The following is a 23304-nucleotide window of genomic DNA, read 5'->3' as shown; positions in this document are numbered from 1 at the left end:
GTATTAGAAGACCAACAAGAAATATATCTGACTCGTGGTCCTTCTAGGTGTAGCCCCTTTATGATTCCAATGATGATTGCTAATATGGCTGCAGGTCTAACAGCAATTCATACCGGAGCTAAAGGGCCAAACTCTTGTTCTGTTACTGCCTGTGCTTCAGGGTCTAATGCTATAGGTGATGCTTTTCGTCTGATCCAAAGGGGATTTGCTCAAGCGATGATTTGTGGGGGGACCGAATCTGCTGTTACTCCTTTAGGATTAGCAGGGTTCGCTTCTGCCAAGGCTTTATCTACTCGTAATGATGACCCAGCTCATGCAAGTCGTCCTTTTGACCGCGACCGCGATGGCTTTGTCATGGGTGAAGGTGGAGGTATTCTGATTCTAGAAGAATTAGAATGTGCCCTCAGTCGAGGGGCGAGAATATATGCAGAAATTGTTGGCTATGGCATGACCTGTGATGCCTATCACATGACTTCCCCAGTACCTGATGGAGAAGGGGCAACTAGAGCTATGCAGTTAGCAATCAAAGATGCTGGCTTAACTCCGGCAGAAATTAGTTATATAAATGCCCACGGGACCAGTACAGGAGCAAATGACCCAACAGAGACAAAAGCCATCAAAAAAGCACTAGGTGAAAATGCCTATAAGGTAGCAATTAGTTCAACTAAGTCAATGACTGGTCATTTATTAGGTGGGTCTGGAGGTATTGAAGCTATAGCAACAGTAATGGCGATCGCCCATGACAAAATTCCACCGACTGTCAATCTAGATAATCCCGATCCAGAATGTGACCTAGATTATGTCCCTAATGTAAGTCGTGCTCACAAAGTAGAAGCAGCCTTATCCAACTCATTTGGATTTGGAGGGCATAATGTAACTCTAGTATTTAAGAAATATGTCTAGAGGTTAGGATTAGAAATTATTTAGGGGGCGCAAGCCCCCTTTTTTACTAGCTATTAGCTATTAGCTGTCAGCTATCAGCCTAAAAAGGTAGTGCATAGATAATGGTATCTGTTTGCGGAGATTCCGGAACGGAAACGCTTTTTAACAAGCTATCAGCGCTTCCCTGCGGGATGCTACGCAAACAGCTAAAATCGGCGGGTTCGGTGTCCCCACGCTTATTTTAAAAATTAGTGGTGTGCGTGTTCTGGGGGATTCAAACCCCATCATACGCCTTGAGAGCTGACCGCTGACCGCTGAGGTGCTGACTGCTATTTCAAGACTTGGCGTTGGTAAGGCGCGTGTATGATATTAATCTTAATTACTTAGGAGTCAACCCACCCCTGACTCCTGACTCCTTAGTAGTTTATTTATAACTGTTCAACCGGACATGATATAAGTCATCTAGGAGTTTCCAATGCTTAGAACTTAATACTTTGAGGAATGTAACCTCAAAATATTCAGGCGGATATAGTAGACTTGTCGCTTTATAACTTAAAAAATCTCCAAAAACCTTATTCTATAAGCATTGTAGCTATTGGAGGCTAAAATATATTGGAATTGTTGCTCTGTCTAGGTGGGAGCGATTTTTTCCCTCTATTTAGCGACAACTCTAGTAGATGAATAGCCTGATGGAAAGCGATCGCATTTCCCCACTTTGCTATCTGTAGACAGCAGCTCTGCCAGAATTTAACAACCTACGAGCTACAGTTGGTTTGCAAGGTTGTAATGGTTTTTTATTTTTATCTAGTCGCGAAAACGTAATTAGTATTAGACATTGTGGTGTCTAGTCCTTTTCAGTAAAGTGTTCCTCGATTATGTTGGCCAGGCTTGTTCATGCTCTAAACACTATCGGTATCAAACCCACTTCCGATGGGCGCACTTTAACGCTGTCCTTAATTTAGAGCGACCAGCACATAAGCTGGAGTTCACTTATGGTGGTCGTGACCAGCCAACATAGTCAGTTAAGACTTAATCTGCAACCTTTGAGAGACAATTCCTAAAAATGTCTAGGATTGGCTAGGTTTTTCAAAGGTGCTAAATATTGATGCTTTGAGGAATTTGGGAAGGTAGTAAAAACTCGTAAGGCATTAAACGGTCAGCATTGCGATTTCGCTCTTTAATTGTAGTCTCAGCCGCTTTTAAATTGTCCTGGAATTTCTTCAAAGCCGCTTGCAATTGATTATTATTTGGAAATGCTGATGGGGAATATTTACCTAGCTGGGTGTAATAGACAGAGCCAAGTAAATAAAGCGTATTAATCTGGTTTTGAGCTTGAGTGAGTGAAGGCAAACCTTTGATGAAACTCTCAGGATCTTGGGGATTTATTGGGGCTGGAAGATAGCGAGCCAAAGGGAATGCTGGCGTGTACATCATTTCTTGTTGAGAAAAGTTCACCGCTGCGTGTTGAGCGCTCGCTGTAAAAATCAATGTCGAGATTGTTTTGACTAAACAATTTATGGTGTTAAATTTGCCTTGTCCATCATCACCAAAGTTTTGCAACCGTCCCCCTTGTAAAGAGACTAATGTTGATGCCCAAGTTTGTAAATAGGTATCATTCTTAACTGCTGAGTCGTTGCTGTAGTAAATGCTGAAATAATCTCGTACCCAAATTTCAATGGCATTCCAAATCAGTAACCCGTCATCTCGGTAGGGATAGGTTGGTAACTTGTTAATATCAGTTACACGCCGATTGGCTAAAGTTTGGGGAAATGAAATTTCATTAAAGTTAAACAAATAACTTTGTGTAGCTTTAGCTGCCATAGCTTGATCGCCACCGACGCTGCTGGCTAATAGAGAGTCTACCGAACCACCAGGCGCAACTAATATTGCATGAGCGCCATAATTGATCAGCACAGTCCCCTCGAAATGAGGTACCAACAGTTTTCTTAAACAATGATCTTCGGGTAAGTGATTAGTTGGGACAATAAAAGGCTCCACCACTAAATGAGTGCGTCCTAAATGGCTGATGAGTTCATGATAGTTAGAATCAGTCATTTGGACTATGTTTTTAGCAGTCATCCAAGATTCCCCATCTAGGGGCGTAAACAAAATCCATTCAGTGCTAATGGCTGTTCGTTGATAACTAATGGCAACCGGAAATAAAGGTCTAGACCAACTGTCAGCAGGTGGAACGGCAAATAGTGCTACTGGAGTAGCAATATACTTTTGCTGTTCTAATTCTTGGCTAATAAAAGAACCGTTGACCAAGCTATTCAAAAGCGCATAGTCGGCAATGTAAAGCCGATCGTCTGCCATTGCTGCCTCCAGTGAATCAGCAAACCCAAACTTGGCCGCAATTTGGGAATATTGTTCTGCGGTAACTGGTAAACGAGAATCACTGACTTGGAATTGCTCAATTACCAGGGGGTTTGGTCCAGCAACTTGTAAATAAGCAAAGATCAGGTCTTGTTGGAAGTTATAGGCGATCGCCGGTTTGCGGATAATTGTGAATTGCTGGTCGTAATCATCAAGAGTGGGAGACTGTGGAGAAAATTCTACAGTTGAATCTGAAGTTGAAAGCTTATTAGCATCAGCTATTTCTGCTAGTTTGGCACTGTATTTGACTATTTTCTGAAGATTGTCTAATAAAGTTTTTTCACCAGTAGATGCTAACTCATCGATCTTTTCTTGGGGGATTTGAGATAATTTATTTTCAATTTCTTTAAAATCATTATCAACTATTTGCACAAGGTTTTCCTCGGCAGATTTTTGTTGACAAAGTTTTTGCCATTGGCCGTCAATTTCCGGGTCTTTGTCAATTTTTCTAAGTTTAAATTTAATTGCTCAACTATATCTTTTAAACTTTCCTTTGGGATGTCGCCAAAATCATTACTAATTGGAAATAATTTAGTCCATTCAAAAGACTTTGCTTTTGATAAGCCAGAATTTTTGGAAAGGGATTCATTTATGAATATTTTGAGCAGGGATAATACTACCTTGATCAGCCATTGCAGAGTTGGAAATGTGCCTTTAGGTAGCTGTATTAAAGGAAAACCTACGATTTTCTCTAAAAATTTGCTTTTTGGTACATTTGTCATCGCCAGAGGATTGAGATAGCTGTAATTATATTCATATTCAGCTGGGTAGTCACGCTCTATGATGTATAAAACTACTAAAAAAGCTGCCAATTTGACTAGATTCCTGGCAGTGTTTTTTTCGCTATTTTTAGGTAAAGAATTTGCTAGTTGGATTTCAGACATCTTTTGCTCCTTCCGTTAGAAAACATTGAGGCTTATTTGGCGTTGGTGAATTTAGCTATGATTTTCGTGCTTAGGGAATAGGGAATAGGTAGGGACGTTGCATGCAAAGTCCCTACAGATATTGATTACTGCTCGCCCAAATATCTTAATTCATAGTTTGATTCACCAACGCCACTTATTTTAGTATAATCACGACTTACGCAGTAAAAGCTATTTCCGTCCGAAGCGATCTACAGGGTTTGCGGAGCAGTCCGGAACAGAAAGCAATCTCAAACGCTACTTTTTTGTGCCTCGTGCGTAAGTCCTGTTAAGAATCCTTAACCTAACAATAAGGACTAAACTCCACACCATAAGTTTAACTTCATAAGGGCCTTAAAATTTTTGACCGAAAAATTTTGGTAAATAGCCCCTTTTAAGGCAAGGTCTATTTATTGTCACTAGAGAAAAATTGATGGGGACCCACCCCTAACCCCTCCCAGGTGACGAATGTGGGGAGATGGGGAGATGGGGAGATTTGCACAATTAAATGTATTTCTGATGAATATTCTCTGACGACAAAGAATTAGCCCTGCTCTCTATGCTTTATAAACATCTTTCTTAACATAAAAATTGACAAAATAGACAGGTTATGATATAACCTCTAAAAGGCTTTTTGGGAGAAAAGTGTGTTGAAAAACACATTTTTTGATAACTGTAGACAGAATTTTTCCTCCCCCTCCTCCCCCTCCTCCCCACCCTCCCACAAGGGTTTCAGGAGTTCCTTATCAGGGATAGCTCTTTTAAGGGGATAAAAAGCGGTCAATCTTAGCAGCTTCCCGTAGGGTGGGATGGTGAGGAAACCTGCGCCAGATCAAATCAACCAAGAGAAAGAGAATATTCATTATTTCAAGCTTCTATGCTGAAGTAAGAGCTACTGATAACTGATAACTGAAATGACTTGATAACTTCCCTTGCCTAGAGATCCCTACAATGAGATGATCTGTAATGTATATGGCCTGAGAACAATTCCAGAGTAGTATGACTGTAGTATTACTGTAGACAAATATCTGGTTTATTCGCTCCGGCATTCACACATTCAATTAAGTATATAGAAACGATAACTATGGCTGTTGCAACTCAATCACTCGAAGAACTTTGTATTAACTCAATCCGCTTCTTAGCAATTGATGCAGTTCAAAAGGCTAACTCTGGCCATCCAGGACTACCCATGGGTGCAGCACCAATGGCCTTCGTCCTCTGGGATAAGTTCATGCGCTTTAACCCCAAAAATCCTAAATGGTTAAATCGCGATCGCTTCGTTCTCTCGGCAGGCCACGGATGTATGTTACTTTACGCTCTTATGCACCTCACAGGTTTTGACAGCGTACCTATGGAGGAAATTAAACAATTCCGTCAGTGGGATTCTAAAACTCCTGGCCACCCAGAAAATCACATCACTGAAGGTATCGAGGTTACTACCGGGCCACTTGGACAAGGTATTGCTAATGCTGTTGGATTAGCTGCTGCTGAAGCTCATTTAGCTGCTACATTCAATAAGCCAGACTGTAACCTAATTGACCATTACACTTATGTGATTATGGGTGATGGTTGTAACATGGAAGGAATTTCTGGTGAAGCTGCTTCCTTAGCTGGACATTGGGGGTTAGGTAAGTTAATTGCTTTCTATGATGATAACCACATTTCCATTGACGGTCATACAGATATTTCCTTTACTGAAGATGTAAGTAAGCGTTTTGAAGCTTATGGTTGGCACGTTCAGCACGTTGTTGATGGTAATACTGGCTTAGACGCGATCGCTGAAGCTATTGAAAAAGCAAAAGCGGTTACTGACAAACCTTCTATGATTAAGGTTACCACTCTTATTGGTTATGGTTCTCCGAATAAAGCTGATACTCACGATGTTCACGGTGCAGCACTGGGACCCGATGAGGTAGCAGCTACTCGCAAAAATCTTGGTTGGGAATATCCAGAATTTGAAGTTCCTGCGGATGCTCTGAGTCATTTCCGCCAAGCAGTTGACCGAGGAGCAAAATATCAGGAAGAATGGGATAAGCTTTTCTCTGACTATAAATCCAAATATCCTGAAGATGCAGCTACTTTGGAGCGGATGGTAAGTGGTAAATTACCTGAAGGTTGGGCAGATGCACTACCTAAATATACTCCTGAAAGCAAGAAGGATGCTACTCGTAACCAGTCTGGTGCAACACTGAATGCTATAGCTGGTGTTTTACCAGAATTAATTGGTGGTTCTGCTGACTTGGCACCTTCCAACAAAACTCTACTCAAAGGTTTGGGAGATTTCCAAAAAGGTCAATATCAAAACCGGAATATGCGTTTTGGTGTGCGGGAACATGGTATGGGAGCAATTTGTAATGGTATTGCTCTACATGGTTCTGGGTTAATTCCTTATGGTGCAACTTTCTTGGTGTTCACTGACTATATGCGTAACTCCATCCGTTTGTCTGCTCTAGCGGAAGCTGGTGTTATTTGGGTAATGACTCACGACTCTATTGCTTTAGGTGAAGACGGACCAACTCACCAACCAGTTGAGCATATTGCATCTTTACGTTTGATTCCACAATTACTTGTGATGCGTCCTGCGGATGGTAATGAAACTTCTGGTGCGTATAAGGTTGCAGTGGAAAAGGCTAAAGGAACTCATCCTCAACCTACTCTATTAGCATTGTCTCGTCAAGGTTTGCCTAATTTAGCTGGTAGTTCTATTGATGCGGTTGCTAAAGGTGCTTATATTGTTAGTGACAGCGAAGGTACTCCAGATATTATCTTAATTGGTACTGGTGGCGAAACTTATCAGTGTGTGGAAGCTGGTGAAAAACTCCGTGCTGAAGGTAAGAATGTGCGGGTGGTTTCTATGCCATGTTGGGAATTATTTGAAGAGCAAGATGCAGCTTATAAGGAGTCTGTGTTCCCTGCATCTGTGAAGAAACGTTTGGCAGTGGAAGCTGGTGTTAGTTTTGGTTGGCATCGTTATGTGACTGATGAAGGTGCAACTTTGAGTGTTGATACTTTTGGTGCTTCTGCTCCTGGTGGTGTTGTACTCGAGAAGTTTGGGTTTACTGTTGATAACATTGTTGCTAAAGCTAAGGAAGTATTAGGTTAGTTTTGATAGTGATCGGCATTTAGCACTCAGCTATAATTAAAACTTTAAAGCTTATTATCTGTAAAGTTTTATAGTTATCTTAATTTCAGTGTGTAGTGCTATATTTGCCTATTAGCTATCTCAAAATTTCAACTATCATTAAAGAGGTTCTCTAGAAATAGGGAACCTTTTAAATTTTTATAGCAATTTCCTTGAGTATTTTTCAGGATTGATTCTTATTTTTATTAATAAAAAATAAGTTGATTTTCCGTGATTTTACTATTGCTGAGGAAATATTTAGACAGTTATAATTACACTAAGAAAAATATTTACTTAATAACAAGAAAAAATAGTTATGGATGAAGCTGTAAGAAAGATAGCAGGTGTAGGATTGCCTGGTGTTATACTTTTAATTGCAATAGCAACGACAGGTTTCAGTGGTGCTGCAGCAATTACAGCAGCATTAGCAATGTTAGGACCGGGTGGAATGATTGGTGGTGTTGTATTTTTGGGAATAATCGGACTTGCATCAGATGCACTGACAAAGTATGGGTTAGAAGCTTTATTGAAAGGAGTTTATCTACAGAGAAAATCCGATGGTGAACCTTTATCAAATCTCTCTAAAGAAATTAATGGTTTACCAATTTCATTAGAACTTAAACTAATAGTAAAAAATGCTATTGGATACTAATAGTTAAAACTAAAGCATAAGTCGATTTGGTTTTTATTGACTTGATTATCAATTATAATTAAAGAGGTTCTCTATTTCTAGAGAACCTTTTAAATTTATTTTATAATAGCAGGCTCCTACATTTTTTTGTTAATACACCAAGCTTGGCTAAACTTTTTGCTAACAATGAAAGAAATATCAGGCAATTGATTTTACTTTTTTCTAAAGCACTTTTTAGATTTATAAACCACGTTGTCACAACCAAAACCTTGTAGAGACGTTCCATGGAACGTCTTTCATTAGAACTTAAACTAACACTAAAAAATGCTATTGGATACTAAAAGTTCAAACTCAAGGATAAGTCGATTTGGTTTCTATTGACTTGATTATCAATTATAATTAAAGAGGTTCTCTAGAAATAGGGAACCTTTTAAATTTTTTTATATAATTGGAGGATATGATGACTCAAGCTTCTCTAGACAAAAATACCGCAATTAAACGAATTTAGGAAACAATTGACCAAGCAATGGAAAGCAAAAGTATTTATCAAGAATTAGATAAAAATCAACTCATTGAGACTTTCTCGACATTATTAGATAAAGTTTCACCTCAAATGGTAATATCTCTAGATGATGAAAGACTGACAAAGAAAGTTAGAGGCGTAATGTCAATTGAACTATTATCGACAATATTTAATGATTTTACTCCAGAGCAAATAGAAATTTTTGATGCAGTAGTAGAAGGGAGATAAAATCAGGTGAGTTATCTACTAGATACAAATTTAGTTACTGAATTTTGAAACAGAATAAAATAGCAACTGATAAATTTAAGCAGGTTAAATTTTTGGAATAATATCTATATTATCAGTTGCATTAGTTATTATAAAATTCAAAGAGGATTATTGTATGTCAATGCTACCAGACAACTCTCTAAGTTTAATGAGTTTTGTCAATAAATTACAATTTTGTTCTTAGACAATTTAGAAATCATTGAGCAAGCATCAGAAATTCACATAGATTTGAGAAGGAAAGGCAGGCTAATACAAGATGCTGATATACTCATTGCAGCAACGGCAATTATTCATAATTTAACTTTAGTTTATAATGATTCTGATATGCCTAGGGTAGAGGGAATAAATTTAGACAATTGGTTAGATGTGGAAAAGAATTAAAGAGATTCTTGCCCAAGCTATTAATACAATTTTCTCTGTTAAATAGGGAGTTTGTTGAAAGGAGTTTATCTACAGAGAAAATCAGATGTTTAACCTTTATTAAATCTATGTAGAGAAATTGATAGATTACCAATTTCATTAGAACTTAAACTAATACTAAAAATGCTATTGGATACTAATAGTTAAAACTAAAGCATAAGTCGATTTGGTTTTTATTGACTTTATTATCAATTATAATTAAAGAGGTTCTCCAGAAATAGAGAGCCTTTGAAATTTATTTTATAGAAGCCCTAAGCGCATCTTTTGAGGAAGTTGAGGTTTGAAACCTCTCGGTTCAGATTTGGGACTTCTTGATTCAGGTTTAGGCCATCTCAGTTGAATCCTACCGTACGAACTAAACTGTAGAAAATCGATCTGAGCTTAATATCTTGATATTGGATTAACCAATACTGGCGCTCTCGGCGCAGCTCACTATTCCCTCGGCAGTAAATGCCTCTGGGAATTTCTTTCTAATTATCTGAAGACTACCATTAACGTCGGCATTAATTACTTTACCTGTTGCACTTCTAAACAAGCCACGTTTGACTCGTTTTCCCACATAAGTTTCATGTTTAATTGGTTCCTCAAGGTCAACGGCAGATGTTTTGCTTGTATAGCTTTCCTCTGTTTCAATCACCTTGATTCCTGCTAGCTGACATTTATAAGTAATTTGCTTTACTAACTTATCATGTGGTATTTGGGTAAAATTTTGGTTGTTTTTTTTGCCTATATTTGCACCTTGTTTCCAGTTATCATTTTTTCCAATTACTACAGTACCAATATTATTAGTCACTAAATAATTGACAACTAATTTACTGGTGTTATGCATATAATTCTCGACAAAACGATTTCGGTGATAGGTTAAGGCCTCAATCTTACGGCTAGTTTTTCTGTTGCCTTTGAGATGACTTTGGTGCTTGGCTTTACGCTTGTTGTAAAGCTGATTGACACTTTTTAGTGGCTTCCCATTCACAAGCATAGGTTTCACACCGGGCTTGTTTGTAGATAGAGCTACCTTACTGTCAATCCCTAAGTCTATTCCGGCTACATATGCTGAGTGTATTTGTGCCTGATTCGTTTTTTCATACACTACTTCAATTATATAGCAGCTAGTAGCAGGTACTATCCTGACTTCGATTATGGAAAGCAAAAGTATTTATCAAGAATTAGATCGAGATGCACTTGTTCAGACTTTCTCGAAATTATTAGATAGAGTGTCACCTCAAATTCTCTTATCTCTCAATGATGAAAGGTTGAAAAAAAGAGTTCGGAGAGTTATGGCAACAGAATTATTATGGACAACACCTAATGATTTGACCCCAGAAGAAATAGAAATGTTTAATACTGTAGTAGAAGGGAGATGGGAAAAGTGAATTATCTATTAGATACTAATATAGTTTCAGCGTTTGTGAATCAGAATCAAAAAATTAGAGATAAATTACTGGAGGTATATACTAGAGAACAGGATATTTATATTAGCTGCATTAGCTTTTATGAAGTAAAAGAGGATTATTATATGTGAATGCTACTCGAAAACTCTCCCTGTTTCACGATTTTTTTTAAGAAGTTACAATTTTATTCTTAGACAATTTAGAAATTATCGATAAAGCATCAGAAATTCACATAGATTTGAGAAGGAAAGGCAGACCAATTCAAGATGCTGAGATACTCATTGCAGCAACGGCAATTCTTCATGATTTAACTCTAGTTTCTAATGATTCTGATATGTCTAGGGTAGAGGGAATAAATTTAGATAATTGGTTAGATATAGAGTAGATAATTACCATTTAACTAAGTTCAATTTCTAGGAGGATATAATGACTCAAGCTTCTACAGAAAAGAATACAGTTCTTAAAAGAATTTCAGAAATGATTGATAAAATAATGGAAAAGGAGAACATTTATCAAAAATTAGACCGAAATGAACTAATTGAGACTTTCTCGAAATTATTAGACAAAATTTCTCCTCAAGAGATAAACTCTCTGGATAATCGGGAATTAAGAAAAAGAATAGAAGGAGTAATTATAGTAGACGCAATGTCTCATTTATTAGATAGTTTTACGCCAGAAAAAATAGAAATTTTTGAAGCAGGAGTAGCAGGCAAATCATAAGAATGAGTTACTTATTAGAGACAAATATAGTGACAGCTATTATCAAAAAAATCAAGGATTAATAAATAAATTAAAATTAGTTAATTTCAAGGTAAGTCATTATTTATTAGTTGCATTACTTACTATGAAATTAAAAGAGGATTATTATATGTTAATGCTACAAGACAGCTATCTGACTTTAATGATTTGTGTAGCAGAAGGTGGAGTATTTTATTCTTAGACAATTTAGAAATTATTGAGCAAGCATCAGAAATTCACATAGATTTGAGAAGGAAAGGTAGACCTATTCAAGATGCTGATATACTCATTGCAGCAACGGCAATTATTCATAATTTAACTTTAGTTTCTAATGATTCTGATATGTCTAGGGTGGAGGGAATAAATTTAGAGAATTAGTTAGATGTGGAATAAAATTAAAGAGATTTTTACCCAAGTTATTAATATAAAGTGTTCGTAGTGCGGGTATCTTGCCCGCGACTGGTGTACTAATATGACGCTGTAATCTAGAGATGTCAAAGTTGATAAAAAATTGGTCGGTAAGTCGTTATCAAGTTTTTAATACTTGTGAGCGACGGTACTATTTTGAATACCTTTCAAAAGCAAGAATTAACAGTCGTGACTCTTTTTTGAAAGAAATAGGATTCTTAAAAAACTCACAAATATTCCTATGTGGAAAGGAGAAATTTTTCATTCGATAGTTGCTGAATCTCTTCAAAGACTGAAAGATGAAGATTTTGTATTACCGCAAAATTGGCGGAGTGAACTTGAGGATAAAATAAATCAAGAGTGGAATTTTTCTGAAAGCAAAGCATTCCGTGAAGACCGTAAAAATCTTGGTGAAAATGGTAAGATAGTACTCTTTGAGCATGAATATAATGAAGAAATAAAAGAACAAAATCCTAGAGAAATTTTCAACTCAGTTGAAGCATGGGTTAATCAATTTTTCAATTGGTTAGAAGAAAATAATTTGAAGCAACTATTACAAAATGCCAAGAAAGTTTGGATTGAACCTAAAATTCATGGTAGTAATGCACCTGGTTTTAAACTTGACGACATTGAGGTAATAACTAAAGTAGATTTAGCATTAGTTACAAAAGACGGTAAATTCAAAATATTTGATTGGAAAACTGGTAATTTTTCATTAAAAAAATCGCGACAATTTTCCCAAGCTGAGTTTCAAATAGGAGTTTATCAACTTTGGCCTCACTTGACGTTAAAATATCCGTTGGAAGTAATTGAGGCTCATTTAGTTGGCTTTGGAAATAATTCCGTACAACATGAAATTCATCAGATAAATTGGGAAGAAAAAGAAAAAATACTGAGTTTAATTCGTCAGAGTATTGCTCAACTTAAACGCTTTCATGAACCAGATTCAGGAGTTGAATTTTTATTAGAAGATTTTGATTTTGCTAGTTATGAAAATGCTTGTAAATTCTGTGAGTTTAAAAGGTTATGTCAAAAGGAACTTGAAATATGAATCAATCAACAGAAATGCGATATATTGGTGCAACTTTATACCCTTTATTAGGTGTTGAAAAAAATCTCTATAGTTTTCGGGTACTTAAAGTAATGGAGAAGATTCCTAAAGATAATAATCAACCAATTCGACTTCAAAGATGGGCTGATAAATTATGGCGAGAAGAACTATTTTGTCCTGTTTATCCTACTAAATGTTTTGATGATCCAGCTTTTCTAATTCCTAATGGAAATAGCCCAGAAGCAGGAAAGAGATTTGAAATAAAAGATGTACCTGATAAAGTTTATTTTATCGAAGTGACTGAAGAAACTTTGGATGTGAAAATTGAAGATGCTATTGGTAAAGAAAGAGAACTTGTTTGTAGGATGTTGGAAAGACCTTTTACAGACAAATTTAAGAGCCTTGATGATAAATTTTGGCGTTCAAATTGGACATTATTTTTTAGACAAATTCCGGAAAATGAAGGTGTAAATCAAGATATTGTCAATGCTTACCGTGGTTTCAAATTTCGTATTGTTTATTTAGAAGGTGATGGGTTTTACTTTGCTGCGGATATAAGAACCAAATATGTTGGTAAAAAGTCTTTAGCAGACTATACAGATAATCAAAAAAATGAGATTCTCCAAGAACATATAGATTTAACAGTTAATGATGAAAAAAGAGCTTTTTTCCTTCGTGATAATGGAACGGTAAAAATTCCTTGTCGTTATGTAGGTACTACAGAAAAAACGATAGGTCAATATACTGTTAAGGATTTGGGTAAGACTGTTTATGAATATTATTGCCAAAAATATTCACAGCTTAAAATATCTCCTAATGAGGAAGCAGTTTTTGTAAAAGATCGTTTGGAGAAAGATAAATTTATAGCTGTTCCTATTTCACGTCTTTTTCCAATTTTTACAACGGAGTATGAAGGGTTACGAAAATGTTCTATTCGTCCTCAACTTAGCCCAGATGAACGAGTTAGGATAATTTCCAGTTTTATCGATGAATTATCTGGTGTGGAGTATGAAAATAAACCAGTTGAAATTAAACAACAACATTTAAAAAGAGAGAGAACCGTTTTTATCCCTCCAAATTTAGAGTACGGTAGTGGTGAACTTCATAAACCTTTCTTTACTTCAAATATTCCCCAAAAAACAAGTAAAAATTTTGACTATCAAGTAAAAAAATGGGCTTCAAGTAAATTATCAGCTCTATACAGAAATAAGTCTTACTCTAAATTTCCTTTTCCTGACACTATCTTGTTATATCCTGACACATTAAAACGAGGCGATCGCGAAACTTTTTTGAATGATCTAAAAACAGAAATTAAACAACACACTGAATTAGATTGTTCCATTGTCTTGCAAAGATCTTATTCTACTGGAAAAAAAGAGCGGTCAGGAAGCTCATTGCTACAGAAATTAAAAGAAATAAAATCTGAAACTAAAAACAACGCTTTAATAATTGTTGTTTTATGGAATGGTCTACTAGATAGCGTATATAGGGAAATTAAAGATACTGTAAAACCACATTTTTCCCAATGTGTAACACAGAAAGTAGTTCATAATATTATCAATTCTCAAAATTCTCAAAAAGCTATAAGTCAATTACAAAATTTAGCTCTAGCAGTATTTACTGAAGTTGGTGGTCAACCCTGGGTTTTGTCAAATCTAAATCACGATTTACACATTGGTATTGATTTACTTTATGGCAATATTGGATATCACTTTTTTTATGGAACAGGAGGCAGATTAGTAGATAGGCAATTTGGAGAATCTATAAGTAAATATCGCATGAAAGAAGCTATAAAAAAGCCAGAGTTACAAAAGCGTCTTACGGAATCTATAAAAACTATTATTATTGAACAAGGTCATCAGATAAACAACATGATAATTCATCGTGATGGTCGTTGGTGGCCTAGTGAAAGTTCTGCACTTCAGGAAACAATAAAAAATTTGAAAGAAGAAAATATTTTACCCGAAAACTTTAGTTGTGCTGTGGTAGAAATTCGCAAAAATCATTTGCCTGTTCGTTTATTTACAGCAGTAGAAGAAAAAGGTAGAGAATTTTCACAGAATCCTATTTTTGGAACTTATCTAATTTTAGATAAAAAACGAGTTATTCTATCTACTACTGGTAGACCAAAACAATGGGATGATCGTGGTAAAACAGCGAATAATTTACTATTAGAAATTGTAGAAACAATTGGCGATTTAAAAATTCAAAATATTGCTGAGGATGCTTATTGTCTCTCCCATCTAAATTGGAATGCACCTAATATTGAAATAGCTCTTCCAGTAACTATACGTTGGACAGATGAAGCACTACGGGCAAATTTCCATTCACCTTTTGAAGACGAAGAAGAAAATGATGAAGAAAGAGAGGATGAAGAGGATTAGTTTGATAATTTAGAGAGTACAATAAAATAAAGAGTTGGAATCGGACTTATGAGTAAATTAGGGTTCGTATCTGGACATCTGGAACGGGAGCAAAAATTACTTTGCGAGCTAAATACAGCATCATTAGCATTAGAAGCGAAAGCTTCGGGTTTAGAAGCTGATTTAGAATTTTCAGAGGAAGATATATTGAATAGCAAAAAATTATTTATGATTTTATTGTTAGTCTAGAATCTGCACTTGCTGGAAATGAAATCCCAAGTGATATTCAGAAGCTTGTTCAGCAAATAGAAAAAGACGAAAAACCAATAGAAGATTGGCAAGAAGATTTAAACAGTCTTTCTACTAAACTTAAATCGTCGGATCTAATAGACAGTGAATCTCTGTCAATTATGGATGATATTTTATCATTCTTAGATAATGAATTTGTCAAAAATGCTCGAAGACTCTATTCCCGTTAATTGTGATGTCTAATAGATTAACCATAATAGTAGGGAGGTTGGATATAACCTCCCTAATTGTTGGAAGTAAGAAGTTCATTATAGTTGCTCAACTGCACAAAAATAATTTGTTGATTTATGGCTAATTTGGAGTATCTAAAAGCAAAAACGACGGAATATGCTATTATTCTTTCTCGAATTAACAAAGAGCTTCAAGCTCTTGCTCATAAAAAAGCAGAACATCAATGGCTTATTAACTATTTACAAGACCAACTTAAAGATGCACAGATTTCACATAAGCGTCTTAAGTCAATTGTAAATAAAAATACTGGGCAGCAAAACTTGCTTAATAAAGCAGTTACTCAAATTCACCTTCTTGAATATTCTATTTATTCAATTAATTATAATTATCTTCCTGCACTGCAAAAGGAAAATAGTGCAGATTTAGCACTAAGAGAACTTTTACTTTCAAGTGCTAAACGGTTGAGTATGTTTTGGGTAAAAGATATTATTATATGTTCGGATGAACCCCTAGCTATTATTCCATCACCACCAGAATATCCTATTATTTTTTCGCCTCCTCAGCAAGCTATTTCTCTACTAGAAATACCAGGACTTTACCACGAACTTGGGCATGATGTTTTTCAGAAATTCGAGGAGATTGACAAACAACTTTATCGAACAGTTTCCTCGCATTTTAATAAATTAAGCAGCGAATTAGGGCGATTAAATCCTGAAAGTAAAGATCGGCAAAAACAAAAAATCAAGGAAGCATTAGAATATTGGAATACAGAAAGATTAAATGAAATATTCTGTGATATTTTTGGTACTTTTACCTGTGGGATTGCTCATTATATTTCTTGTATTGATATGGGGATTCGTTTTAAAGAGAAACCCTATGATGTGGATTTTAGAGACGAACATCCGCCTTTGTATGCACGAGTATATGCTTGCTATCAAACACTTACTCCTACTCAAAGAAAAGAAAAGATTACAATCATAGCAAAAAATTCATGGAATGACTATACAAATAATAATCATAAATCTTCGGATTTTAATTTGATTTGTGCAGAACCTTTATTAAAAAGTATTGTAAAGATTGCTATTTTAACCATTCAGGAATTATTACCAGATTGTCAGCGTTATGAAACACCTTTAATAGATGATAGTGAAATTGAAAAAATACCAGATAATATTTTGCTAGAAGATATCCTCAATCAAGCAGCAAAACTTCTTTTGAATTATCCTGAACGTTATGAAGATTGGGAAACAAAAATATTTAAAGCATTGAAATTTTCATCATAGTTTTAAGCAATGAAATTAGCAAGTGTAGGATTACCTTTAGTTGGAGAAAAATTTTCTTCTTGGGCAGGTGCAAGTGACTCAAGAAAAAAGGTATTGCTGAGGGGTGGGATGAATATAAGTCATCTGTAGGGGCGAATACCATTCGCCCTCCCTTGTGCAGGCATCCTGCCTGTCCCTGCCTGAGGTGAAAATATCAGGAACGGGAAAATATCAGAAAATCGATCATCTTACTAGAACTATCTACAACATGAACATTGGCTTGTGAGTAGCGTTCTAGCACAGCAGCGGAAAGATTACCAGTGCCACCACCTAGTTCAAGGATATTCGGCGCATCTAATTCATTTTGTAAGTTATCCAGCGTTACCCCAAGATTCTCTTCGTACCAGGGAACCCACAAACGGATGAGTTGATTATATTGTCGTGCGAGTGAGTCGAATTCTGCTTGTATGTAAAAGGAACGTACCACACCAACTGTTAATTTAATACGAGTCCATAAACCCCCACTTTTGACAAATTCATCGAACTCAATGAGACCATTACCATTGACATCAGCTTGTTGCATCAACCTTTCGATTTCGCGATCGCTGACGTTAATATTTAACCCATAAAGTAACTCTCGTAGTTCATCAGTTGAGATAGTACCGTTGTTATCCAAATCAATTAGGCGAAAAATCTCTAATAAATCGTTTTTAGAAGTTATATCGACTTTATCTAAAATCCATTGAGAAAATTCGTCAAACTCAATCGTATTGCTTACATCTTTATCAGTACTAATGAAGATGGAATCTATATCTTCAGTGCTTGGGTTCATTCCCAGATAACGCAGAACATTCATTACCTCTTCAGGTGATAATGAGCCATTACCATCAGTATCAAATGAATCAAAGACGTGTTTCAATTCATCAAGAGATAATTGTGTAGTTTGTTTAGAAATTACTTAAGTATTTTTTCAAGTTATACCGTTATTCTTTGATTAGGTCAATGCTCTGTTCAAAGTTCGGATTAGTGCAATTAAATAATACTTGAGTTTGGACTAATTTGCACTCAAAAGTAATAAAGAGGATGAATTGCAGAATAAAATTACCCATTTGAAATAGTCTATAATTCAAGAGTTTTTCTAGTAATCAAAAACTTTTTTCACTTATCTGAATAATGAGGATAATAAATGCTATGACTCTAGTTTATACTAAAAATAATACAGCTATTACAAGAAAAATCATAAATGATTGTTCGAGTAATGGAAAGCAAAAGTATTTATCAAGAATTAGATCGAGATGAACTAATTCAGACTTTCTCTAATAATTTAGAGAAAGTGTCACTTAAAATAACAATATCTCTAGATGACGAACGACTGACAAAAAAAGTTAGAGGAGTAATGTCAATAGAATTTTTGATGATTTTCCCCCAGAGCAAATAGAAATGTTTAATGCAGGAGTAGAAGGGAGATATTAAGGTAAGTGATATACTAAATATTAGTATAGTTTCAGCAGTTGTAAACCAGAATCAAAAAATTATAGGAGGACATGATGACTCAAGCTTCTACAGAAAAGAATACAGTTCTTAAAAGAATTTCAGAAACGATTGACCAAGCAATGGAAAACGATAGTATTTATCAAGAATTAGATCGAGATGAACTGATTGAGACTTTCTCGAAATTATTAGATAGAGTGTCACCTCAAATTCTCCTACCTCTCAATGATGAAAGGCTCAAAAAAGGGTTAAGAGAGTCATGGCAACAGAGTTATTATCGACAATACTTGATGATTGTACCCCAGAAGAAAAAGAAATGTTTAATGCTGCAGTAGAAGGGAGATGGGAAAAGTGAATTATCTATTAGATGCTAATATAGTTTCAGCAGTTGTAAATCAGAATCAAAAAATTATAGGAGGAGATGATGACTCAAGCTTCCGTGGAAAAGAATACAGCTCTTAAAAGAATTTCAGAAGCAATTGACCAAGTAATGGAAAGCAAAAGTATTTATCAAGAATTAGATAAAAATCAACTTATTCAGACTTTTTCGACTTTATTAGATAGAGTGTCACCTCAAATTCTCCTACCTCTCAATGATGAAAGGCTGAAAAAAAGAGTTAGGAGAGTCATGGCAACAGAATTATTATCGACAATACTTGATGATTTTACCCCAGAAGAAAAAGAAATGTTTAATGCTGCAGTAGAAGGGAGATGGGAAAGGTGAATTATCTATTAGATACTAACATAGTTTCAGCAGTTGTGAATCGGAATCAAAAAATTATAGATAAACTACAGGAGGTAGATGTCAGAGAAGAAGATGCTTATATTAGCTGTATTACCTTTTATGAAGTAAAAAGAGGATTATTATATGTGAATGCTACTCGAAAACTCTCCCAGTTTAACGAATTTTGTCAAGAAGTTACAATTTTATTCTTAGACAATTTAGAAATTATTGAGAAAGCATCAGAAATTTATATAGATTTGAGGCGGAAAGGCAGACCAATACCAAGATGCTGATATACTTATTGCAGCAACGGCAATTATTCATAATTTAACTCTGGTTTCTAATGATTCTGATATGTTAAGAATTGAAGGAATAAAATTAGAGAATTGGTTAGAGATATAATAGAGTAAAATCGCTGTTTAATTAAAGTCAATTTACAGGAGTATATGATGATTCAAGCTTCCGTGTTTAATGAGTTTTGTTAAGAAATTACAATTTTATTGTTAGACAATTTATCAATTATCGAAAAAGCATCAGAAGTTAATGTAAACCTGAGACGAAAAGGAAGAACAATATAAAATGCCGATCTATTCATCGCAGCAACGGCAATAATTTATAATTTAGCTCTGGTCTCTATGATTTTGATATTTTGAGAGTTCAGGGGATAAATGCAGAGCATTACTTACAGGCTAAATAGAGCGATCGCAGTTGCTTCATGATTTTTAATAATTCATAATATTTGTATATTTACACTTATTTTTATTGATTGTTTCAGATTGTGAATTAGCGGAAATTAATGATATCTTAAAGATAATAGAATAATAGTTATTAATATTAAGTAAAATTATTATGCATATACTAATTCTTTAACAAGTTCAAATTCGTATTTCAGTCATTTAATAGCCTTGACAAAATTTATAAAATAGTCTAGAGATAAAAATATTACTTGGGTAAGTAGCATTATTAAGCATATTTTTTTGTATAGTAATTAACCGGAATTAACTCACATTGTCAAGAATATAAGGTTATAGTGAATAATACTTAGCTTAAAGCATTGATTCTATTTATTGGGAAAAATATTAAATATTAAAAATAATCTTTGAAGTAAAATAACTAAAGATTAAGAATTGTAAAAAAATGGGAGTGATGTAGTAATGAAAATTCTTGTATTAAGCTGGGAGTTTCCGCCAAGAATTATTGGAGGCATAGCACGTCATGTTGCAGAATTATACCCAGAAATTGCGAAATTAGGACATGAAGTGCATTTAATCACAGTCAAGTCTGGCGAAGCACCAATGTATGAAATTGTGGAAGGAATAGAAGTACATAGAGTGCCAGTTGGACCAAGTCAAAACTTCTTTCATTGGATAGCAAATATGAATGAAGCGATGGGTCGTCATGGAGGTAAACTAATAAAAGAAGAGAAAAATTTTGATATAATTCATGCCCATGATTGGTTAGTCACTGATGCAGCGATCGCTCTGAAACATATCTTTAAACTACCATTAATAGCTACAATTCATGCCACAGAAAATGGCCGTCACAATGGTATTCATAATCATAGCCAACAGTACATAAATGCAAAGGAAAAAGAGCTAGTTTATAATGCTTGGCGAGTAATTGTTTGCTCTAAATATATGCAGGTAGAAGTAGCAAGAACTTTAGACAGTCCTTGGGATAAAATAGATATAATTTATAATGGTATTTGTGCCGCAAAAAAACCAAGTCGAGATGAGTTTGATGCAGTAAGTTTCCGCAGGCATTTTGCAGAGGATCGAGAAAAAATTGTCTACTATTTAGGTAGGATGACCCCAGAAAAAGGTCTTTCTGTGTTAATTCATGCAGCGCCGAGAGTAATTGAAGAAATGGGAGACAGGGTAAAATTTATTATGATCGGTGGCGGAAAAACAGACCTTTGGAAAAAAGAAGTATGGCATTTGGGAGTTTCTGAATGGTTTCATTTTACTGGGTTTATGTCTGATGAAAATTTAGATAAGTTTCAAGCGATCGCTGACTGTGCAGTATTTCCCAGTCTGTACGAACCTTTTGGTATTGTTGCCCTAGAAAGTTTTGCCGCGCGGGTGCCTGTGGTGGTTTCGGATACGGGTGGTTTGCCAGAAGTGGTGGACCATGGTAGAACAGGTATTGTTACGAAAGTTGGTAATTCTGCTTCTTTAGCACAAGGCATTTTGGAAGTGTTGAGAGACTCTGATTATATGCAAAAATTGGTTAGTAATGCTTATGAGGAATTAGAGTATAAATTCTGTTGGGGTAGGATAGCGAAACAAACAGATATGGTTTATCAGAGAGTAGCAGCAGAAAGGTTGCAAGTGGTTTGGTAATATCATGTCTGGTTGAATACTTACACTTTGGAGGAAGGAAGGCAGAAGGCAGAAGGCAGAAGGCAGAAGGCAGAAGGGAAGAAAAGCTTATATCAAGTCATCCGCCAAGCCAAGAAATAAATTTCTGGGCTGCATAGCAGAAGTCATCTAAAGATGACTAAAGATAGCTAATTTATTATGGCTAATTAATGAGACTTGATATTAGAAGGGATAAAGTTTTTTTATCGCCCTATTATCCGGACATGATACTATATCAAATTCGTTTGATTGGACATAAAAAAAATCTCCAATCGTCATAACTACTAAATCTTTGTGATTCTATCTCCTCCTGACTCCTGACTCCTGACTCCTGACTTCTTTTCTGAAGATTTCATATAATTTAGCAAATTTATTTGATATTGATAGACTGATTGTTCTAAATTTTTCGCGATCGCGCCAATAGAAAAATAAGGAGACTTTAGTGACCGTTGTTGTTGTTCGCACACATAAATATCCTCAGCTATAAAATCCCCAGAAGCGAGGGGGTCGTCCTCATTATTCGTACCATACTTATCCCATTTTCGCTGTGCAAAATAATTCCAAGAATTCCATTCCTGCTGCATATACTTCCAGTTGGATACAGGCATAACCTTCGACCTAATTTCCACAATTGAGCGATCGGGAGCATTGACTTAATCAGAGAATAACGATATAATGCATTAAAAAACATACTTTTAGGCAGACTGCACTCACCCATAAATGAAATCCATTAGAACAAAGCTGAAACTTAATAATAAACAGAAAACTCTGATGGCTCAACACGCTGGCTATTCACGCTGGTGTTATAACTGGGGTTTAAGTTTGTGGAATCAGGCATATAAAGATAGCTATAAACCAAATGCTCGTAAGTTGAGAGAGGTTTTTACCAATCACACAAAACCACTTTATCCTTGGATGAAAAACTTGTCATCTAAAGTTTATCAATATGCTTTTATTAACTTGGGTGAAGCATTTAAAAGGTTTTTTCAAGGATTGGGTAAATGCCCACGGTTTAAGAAGAAAGGTAAGTCTGATTCTTTTCCTACGGAATGCTACGCAAACACAATTGATAATTGTGGAAAGCCAATAGAATTAAATGGATGGGATCATAAATTACCTTTCATTGGATGGGTAAAAACTTATGAACCGATTGAAGCAACAACTAAAAAAATAACCATTAGTAGGCAAGCTTCGGATTGGTATATCAGTTGTAGCTATGAATTTCATGCCACAACCACACCCAAAACAACTGATGTCATAGGTGTAGATTTAGGTGTAAAAACCTTAGCTACTTTAAGTGATGGAAAAGTATTTGAAAGTGTGAAATCGTATCAGAGATTTGAAGCTAAACTCTCTAGATGTCAATACCTAAATCGTCATAAAAAGGTGGGTTCTGCTAACTGGAGGGCAGCACAACTGAAGATAGCTAGGTTACATGGAAAAGTAGCTAACATCCGTAAAGACGCACTTCATAAATTGACAACATACTTAGCCAAAAACCACGGCAGTGTGTCAATTGAAGATTTGAATGTGAGGGGAATGTTAGCCAATCATAAGCTGGCGAAAATCAGTTAGCAGATAGTGATTTTATGAGTTTAGGAGACAGCTTGGGTACAAGTGTGAATGGTACGGTTCTGAGCTAGTGGTAGTTGATAGATTTTTTCCATCATCAAAGACTTGCTCAAACTGTGGTCACGTCCAAGATATGCCATTAAATCTGAGAACTTATGATTGCCCAGAATGTGGCTTATCAATGGATAGAGATTTAAATGCCAGTATAAATTTAAGAAAGCGAGTGCGTAATTCTGAGGAAACCTCAGAATGTAAGACGCACTCAAGAGATGCGGTCGGCTTGACCGTGAATGCCTGTGGATGAGTAACCGCCAACGGCCTCAGTGGAAGCAGGAAGTAAAC

The 23304-nt window shown here is 35.6% G+C and carries 25 protein-coding genes and 1 pseudogene; 20 read left to right on the top strand and 6 right to left on the bottom strand.

Going from position 1 to position 23304, the window contains the following annotated elements:
* A partial coding sequence (gene fabF, locus SAGCYANO_RS34200) for a beta-ketoacyl-ACP synthase II (protein ID WP_202224119.1) occupies positions 1-903 on the top strand: 903 nt, incomplete at its 5' end.
* Between the two features lie 697 nt (positions 904-1600).
* Here the strand turns inward: fabF and SAGCYANO_RS34195 are convergent.
* From SAGCYANO_RS34195 to SAGCYANO_RS34185, 3 genes are all read right to left on the bottom strand, one after another.
* Positions 1601-1705 carry an RRXRR domain-containing protein gene (locus SAGCYANO_RS34195; RefSeq protein WP_202224123.1) on the bottom strand — a complete coding sequence of 35 codons (105 nt, stop codon included), beginning with the start codon at positions 1703-1705 and terminating at the stop codon, positions 1601-1603.
* Between the two features lie 272 nt (positions 1706-1977).
* Positions 1978-3630 carry a lipoxygenase family protein gene (locus SAGCYANO_RS34190; RefSeq protein ID WP_202224118.1) on the bottom strand — a complete coding sequence of 551 codons (1653 nt, stop codon included), beginning with the start codon at positions 3628-3630 and terminating at the stop codon, positions 1978-1980.
* A complete protein-coding gene (locus SAGCYANO_RS34185; RefSeq protein WP_202224117.1) occupies positions 3621-4142 on the bottom strand; it encodes a hypothetical protein in 522 nt (173 codons plus the stop codon). Before SAGCYANO_RS34185 ends, SAGCYANO_RS34190 begins: the two co-directional genes overlap by 10 nt.
* A 1102-nt stretch (positions 4143-5244) precedes the next feature.
* On the opposite strand from SAGCYANO_RS34185, the gene tkt reads away from it, so the two are divergent.
* From tkt to SAGCYANO_RS34165, 4 genes are all read left to right on the top strand, one after another.
* Positions 5245-7263: a transketolase gene (gene tkt, locus SAGCYANO_RS34180; RefSeq protein ID WP_202224116.1), complete on the top strand. Its 2019-nt coding sequence runs from the start codon at positions 5245-5247 to the stop codon at positions 7261-7263.
* Between the two features lie 334 nt (positions 7264-7597).
* Positions 7598-7933 (top strand): hypothetical protein, encoded by a 336-nt coding sequence (locus SAGCYANO_RS34175; protein WP_202224115.1) that lies wholly within the window; start codon positions 7598-7600, stop codon positions 7931-7933.
* Positions 7934-8438: 505 nt separating this feature from the next.
* Entirely contained in the window at positions 8439-8663 is a 225-nt protein-coding gene (locus tag SAGCYANO_RS34170) for a hypothetical protein (RefSeq protein WP_202224114.1), read from the top strand.
* Between the two features lie 213 nt (positions 8664-8876).
* A complete protein-coding gene (locus tag SAGCYANO_RS34165; protein ID WP_202224113.1) occupies positions 8877-9083 on the top strand; it encodes a PIN domain-containing protein in 207 nt (68 codons plus the stop codon).
* 439 nt (positions 9084-9522) lie between these two features.
* Here the strand turns inward: SAGCYANO_RS34165 and SAGCYANO_RS34160 are convergent, their stop codons facing one another.
* Positions 9523-10272 carry a transposase gene (locus SAGCYANO_RS34160; protein WP_237396964.1) on the bottom strand — a complete coding sequence of 250 codons (750 nt, stop codon included), beginning with the start codon at positions 10270-10272 and terminating at the stop codon, positions 9523-9525.
* On the opposite strand from SAGCYANO_RS34160, the gene SAGCYANO_RS34155 reads away from it, so the two are divergent.
* The 8 genes from SAGCYANO_RS34155 to SAGCYANO_RS34115 all read left to right on the top strand — a co-directional run bounded on the left by SAGCYANO_RS34155 (position 10262) and on the right by SAGCYANO_RS34115 (position 16836).
* Positions 10262-10495 (top strand): hypothetical protein, encoded by a 234-nt coding sequence (locus tag SAGCYANO_RS34155; RefSeq protein WP_237396963.1) that lies wholly within the window; start codon positions 10262-10264, stop codon positions 10493-10495. The genes SAGCYANO_RS34160 and SAGCYANO_RS34155 overlap by 11 nt on opposite strands.
* Before the next feature lie 256 nt (positions 10496-10751).
* On the top strand, positions 10752-10898 hold the full coding sequence (locus SAGCYANO_RS34150) for a hypothetical protein (protein WP_202224112.1): 147 nt from the start codon (positions 10752-10754) through the stop codon (positions 10896-10898).
* A gap of 41 nt (positions 10899-10939) precedes the next feature.
* A complete protein-coding gene (locus SAGCYANO_RS34145; RefSeq protein WP_202224111.1) occupies positions 10940-11233 on the top strand; it encodes a hypothetical protein in 294 nt (97 codons plus the stop codon).
* A 105-nt stretch (positions 11234-11338) separates the two neighbouring features.
* Complete coding sequence (locus tag SAGCYANO_RS34140; protein WP_202224121.1) at positions 11339-11629, top strand: PIN domain-containing protein; 291 nt, start codon at positions 11339-11341, stop codon at positions 11627-11629.
* Positions 11630-11900: 271 nt separating this feature from the next.
* Complete coding sequence (locus SAGCYANO_RS34130; RefSeq protein ID WP_202224109.1) at positions 11901-12710, top strand: PD-(D/E)XK nuclease family protein; 810 nt, start codon at positions 11901-11903, stop codon at positions 12708-12710.
* The gene (locus tag SAGCYANO_RS34125) at positions 12707-15094 is read left to right on the top strand and encodes a hypothetical protein (protein ID WP_202224108.1); all 2388 of its coding nucleotides are present in this window, start codon (positions 12707-12709) and stop codon (positions 15092-15094) included. Before SAGCYANO_RS34130 ends, SAGCYANO_RS34125 begins: the two co-directional genes overlap by 4 nt.
* A 48-nt stretch (positions 15095-15142) precedes the next feature.
* Positions 15143-15322 (top strand): hypothetical protein, encoded by a 180-nt coding sequence (locus SAGCYANO_RS34120; protein ID WP_202224107.1) that lies wholly within the window; start codon positions 15143-15145, stop codon positions 15320-15322.
* A gap of 347 nt (positions 15323-15669) precedes the next feature.
* Complete coding sequence (locus tag SAGCYANO_RS34115; protein ID WP_202224106.1) at positions 15670-16836, top strand: hypothetical protein; 1167 nt, start codon at positions 15670-15672, stop codon at positions 16834-16836.
* 193 nt (positions 16837-17029) lie between these two features.
* On the opposite strand, the gene SAGCYANO_RS34110 is transcribed toward SAGCYANO_RS34115, so the two are convergent.
* On the bottom strand, positions 17030-17770 hold the full coding sequence (locus tag SAGCYANO_RS34110; protein ID WP_255502816.1) for an EF-hand domain-containing protein: 741 nt from the start codon (positions 17768-17770) through the stop codon (positions 17030-17032).
* 288 nt (positions 17771-18058) lie between these two features.
* Here SAGCYANO_RS34110 and SAGCYANO_RS34105 point away from each other — a divergent pair, with 288 nt between their 5' ends.
* The 6 genes from SAGCYANO_RS34105 (at position 18059) to SAGCYANO_RS34085 (ending at position 21372) form a co-directional block, all read left to right on the top strand.
* Positions 18059-18253: a hypothetical protein gene (locus tag SAGCYANO_RS34105; protein WP_202224104.1), complete on the top strand. Its 195-nt coding sequence runs from the start codon at positions 18059-18061 to the stop codon at positions 18251-18253.
* 106 nt (positions 18254-18359) lie between these two features.
* Complete coding sequence (locus SAGCYANO_RS34100) at positions 18360-18641, top strand: hypothetical protein (protein ID WP_202224103.1); 282 nt, start codon at positions 18360-18362, stop codon at positions 18639-18641.
* 86 nt (positions 18642-18727) lie between these two features.
* Complete coding sequence (locus SAGCYANO_RS34095; RefSeq protein ID WP_237396962.1) at positions 18728-19030, top strand: hypothetical protein; 303 nt, start codon at positions 18728-18730, stop codon at positions 19028-19030.
* The gene (locus tag SAGCYANO_RS34090) at positions 19027-19323 is read left to right on the top strand and encodes a PIN domain-containing protein (protein ID WP_202224102.1); all 297 of its coding nucleotides are present in this window, start codon (positions 19027-19029) and stop codon (positions 19321-19323) included. The genes SAGCYANO_RS34095 and SAGCYANO_RS34090 overlap by 4 nt, the downstream gene beginning before the upstream one ends.
* 1 nt (position 19324) lies before the next feature.
* On the top strand, positions 19325-19432 hold the full coding sequence (locus SAGCYANO_RS50935; RefSeq protein ID WP_375340047.1) for a hypothetical protein: 108 nt from the start codon (positions 19325-19327) through the stop codon (positions 19430-19432).
* Between the two features lie 752 nt (positions 19433-20184).
* Complete coding sequence (locus tag SAGCYANO_RS34085; protein ID WP_202224101.1) at positions 20185-21372, top strand: glycosyltransferase family 4 protein; 1188 nt, start codon at positions 20185-20187, stop codon at positions 21370-21372.
* 302 nt (positions 21373-21674) lie between these two features.
* Here SAGCYANO_RS34085 and SAGCYANO_RS34080 read toward each other — a convergent pair whose 3' ends face one another.
* Complete coding sequence (locus SAGCYANO_RS34080; RefSeq protein WP_202224100.1) at positions 21675-21998, bottom strand: hypothetical protein; 324 nt, start codon at positions 21996-21998, stop codon at positions 21675-21677.
* Positions 21999-22110: 112 nt separating this feature from the next.
* Between SAGCYANO_RS34080 and SAGCYANO_RS34075 the strand changes: the two are divergent.
* Positions 22111-23266 (top strand): annotated as a pseudogene (locus SAGCYANO_RS34075) (RNA-guided endonuclease InsQ/TnpB family protein).
* The last annotated feature ends 38 nt before the right edge of the window (positions 23267-23304 follow it).

The organism is Okeania sp. KiyG1 (assembly GCF_014132355.1).
In the GTDB taxonomy this organism is placed as follows: Bacteria; Cyanobacteriota; Cyanobacteriia; order Cyanobacteriales; family Microcoleaceae; genus Okeania.
The sequence above is the reverse complement of the archived record's forward strand: the minus strand, read 5'-3'. Positions and strand labels throughout refer to the sequence as shown.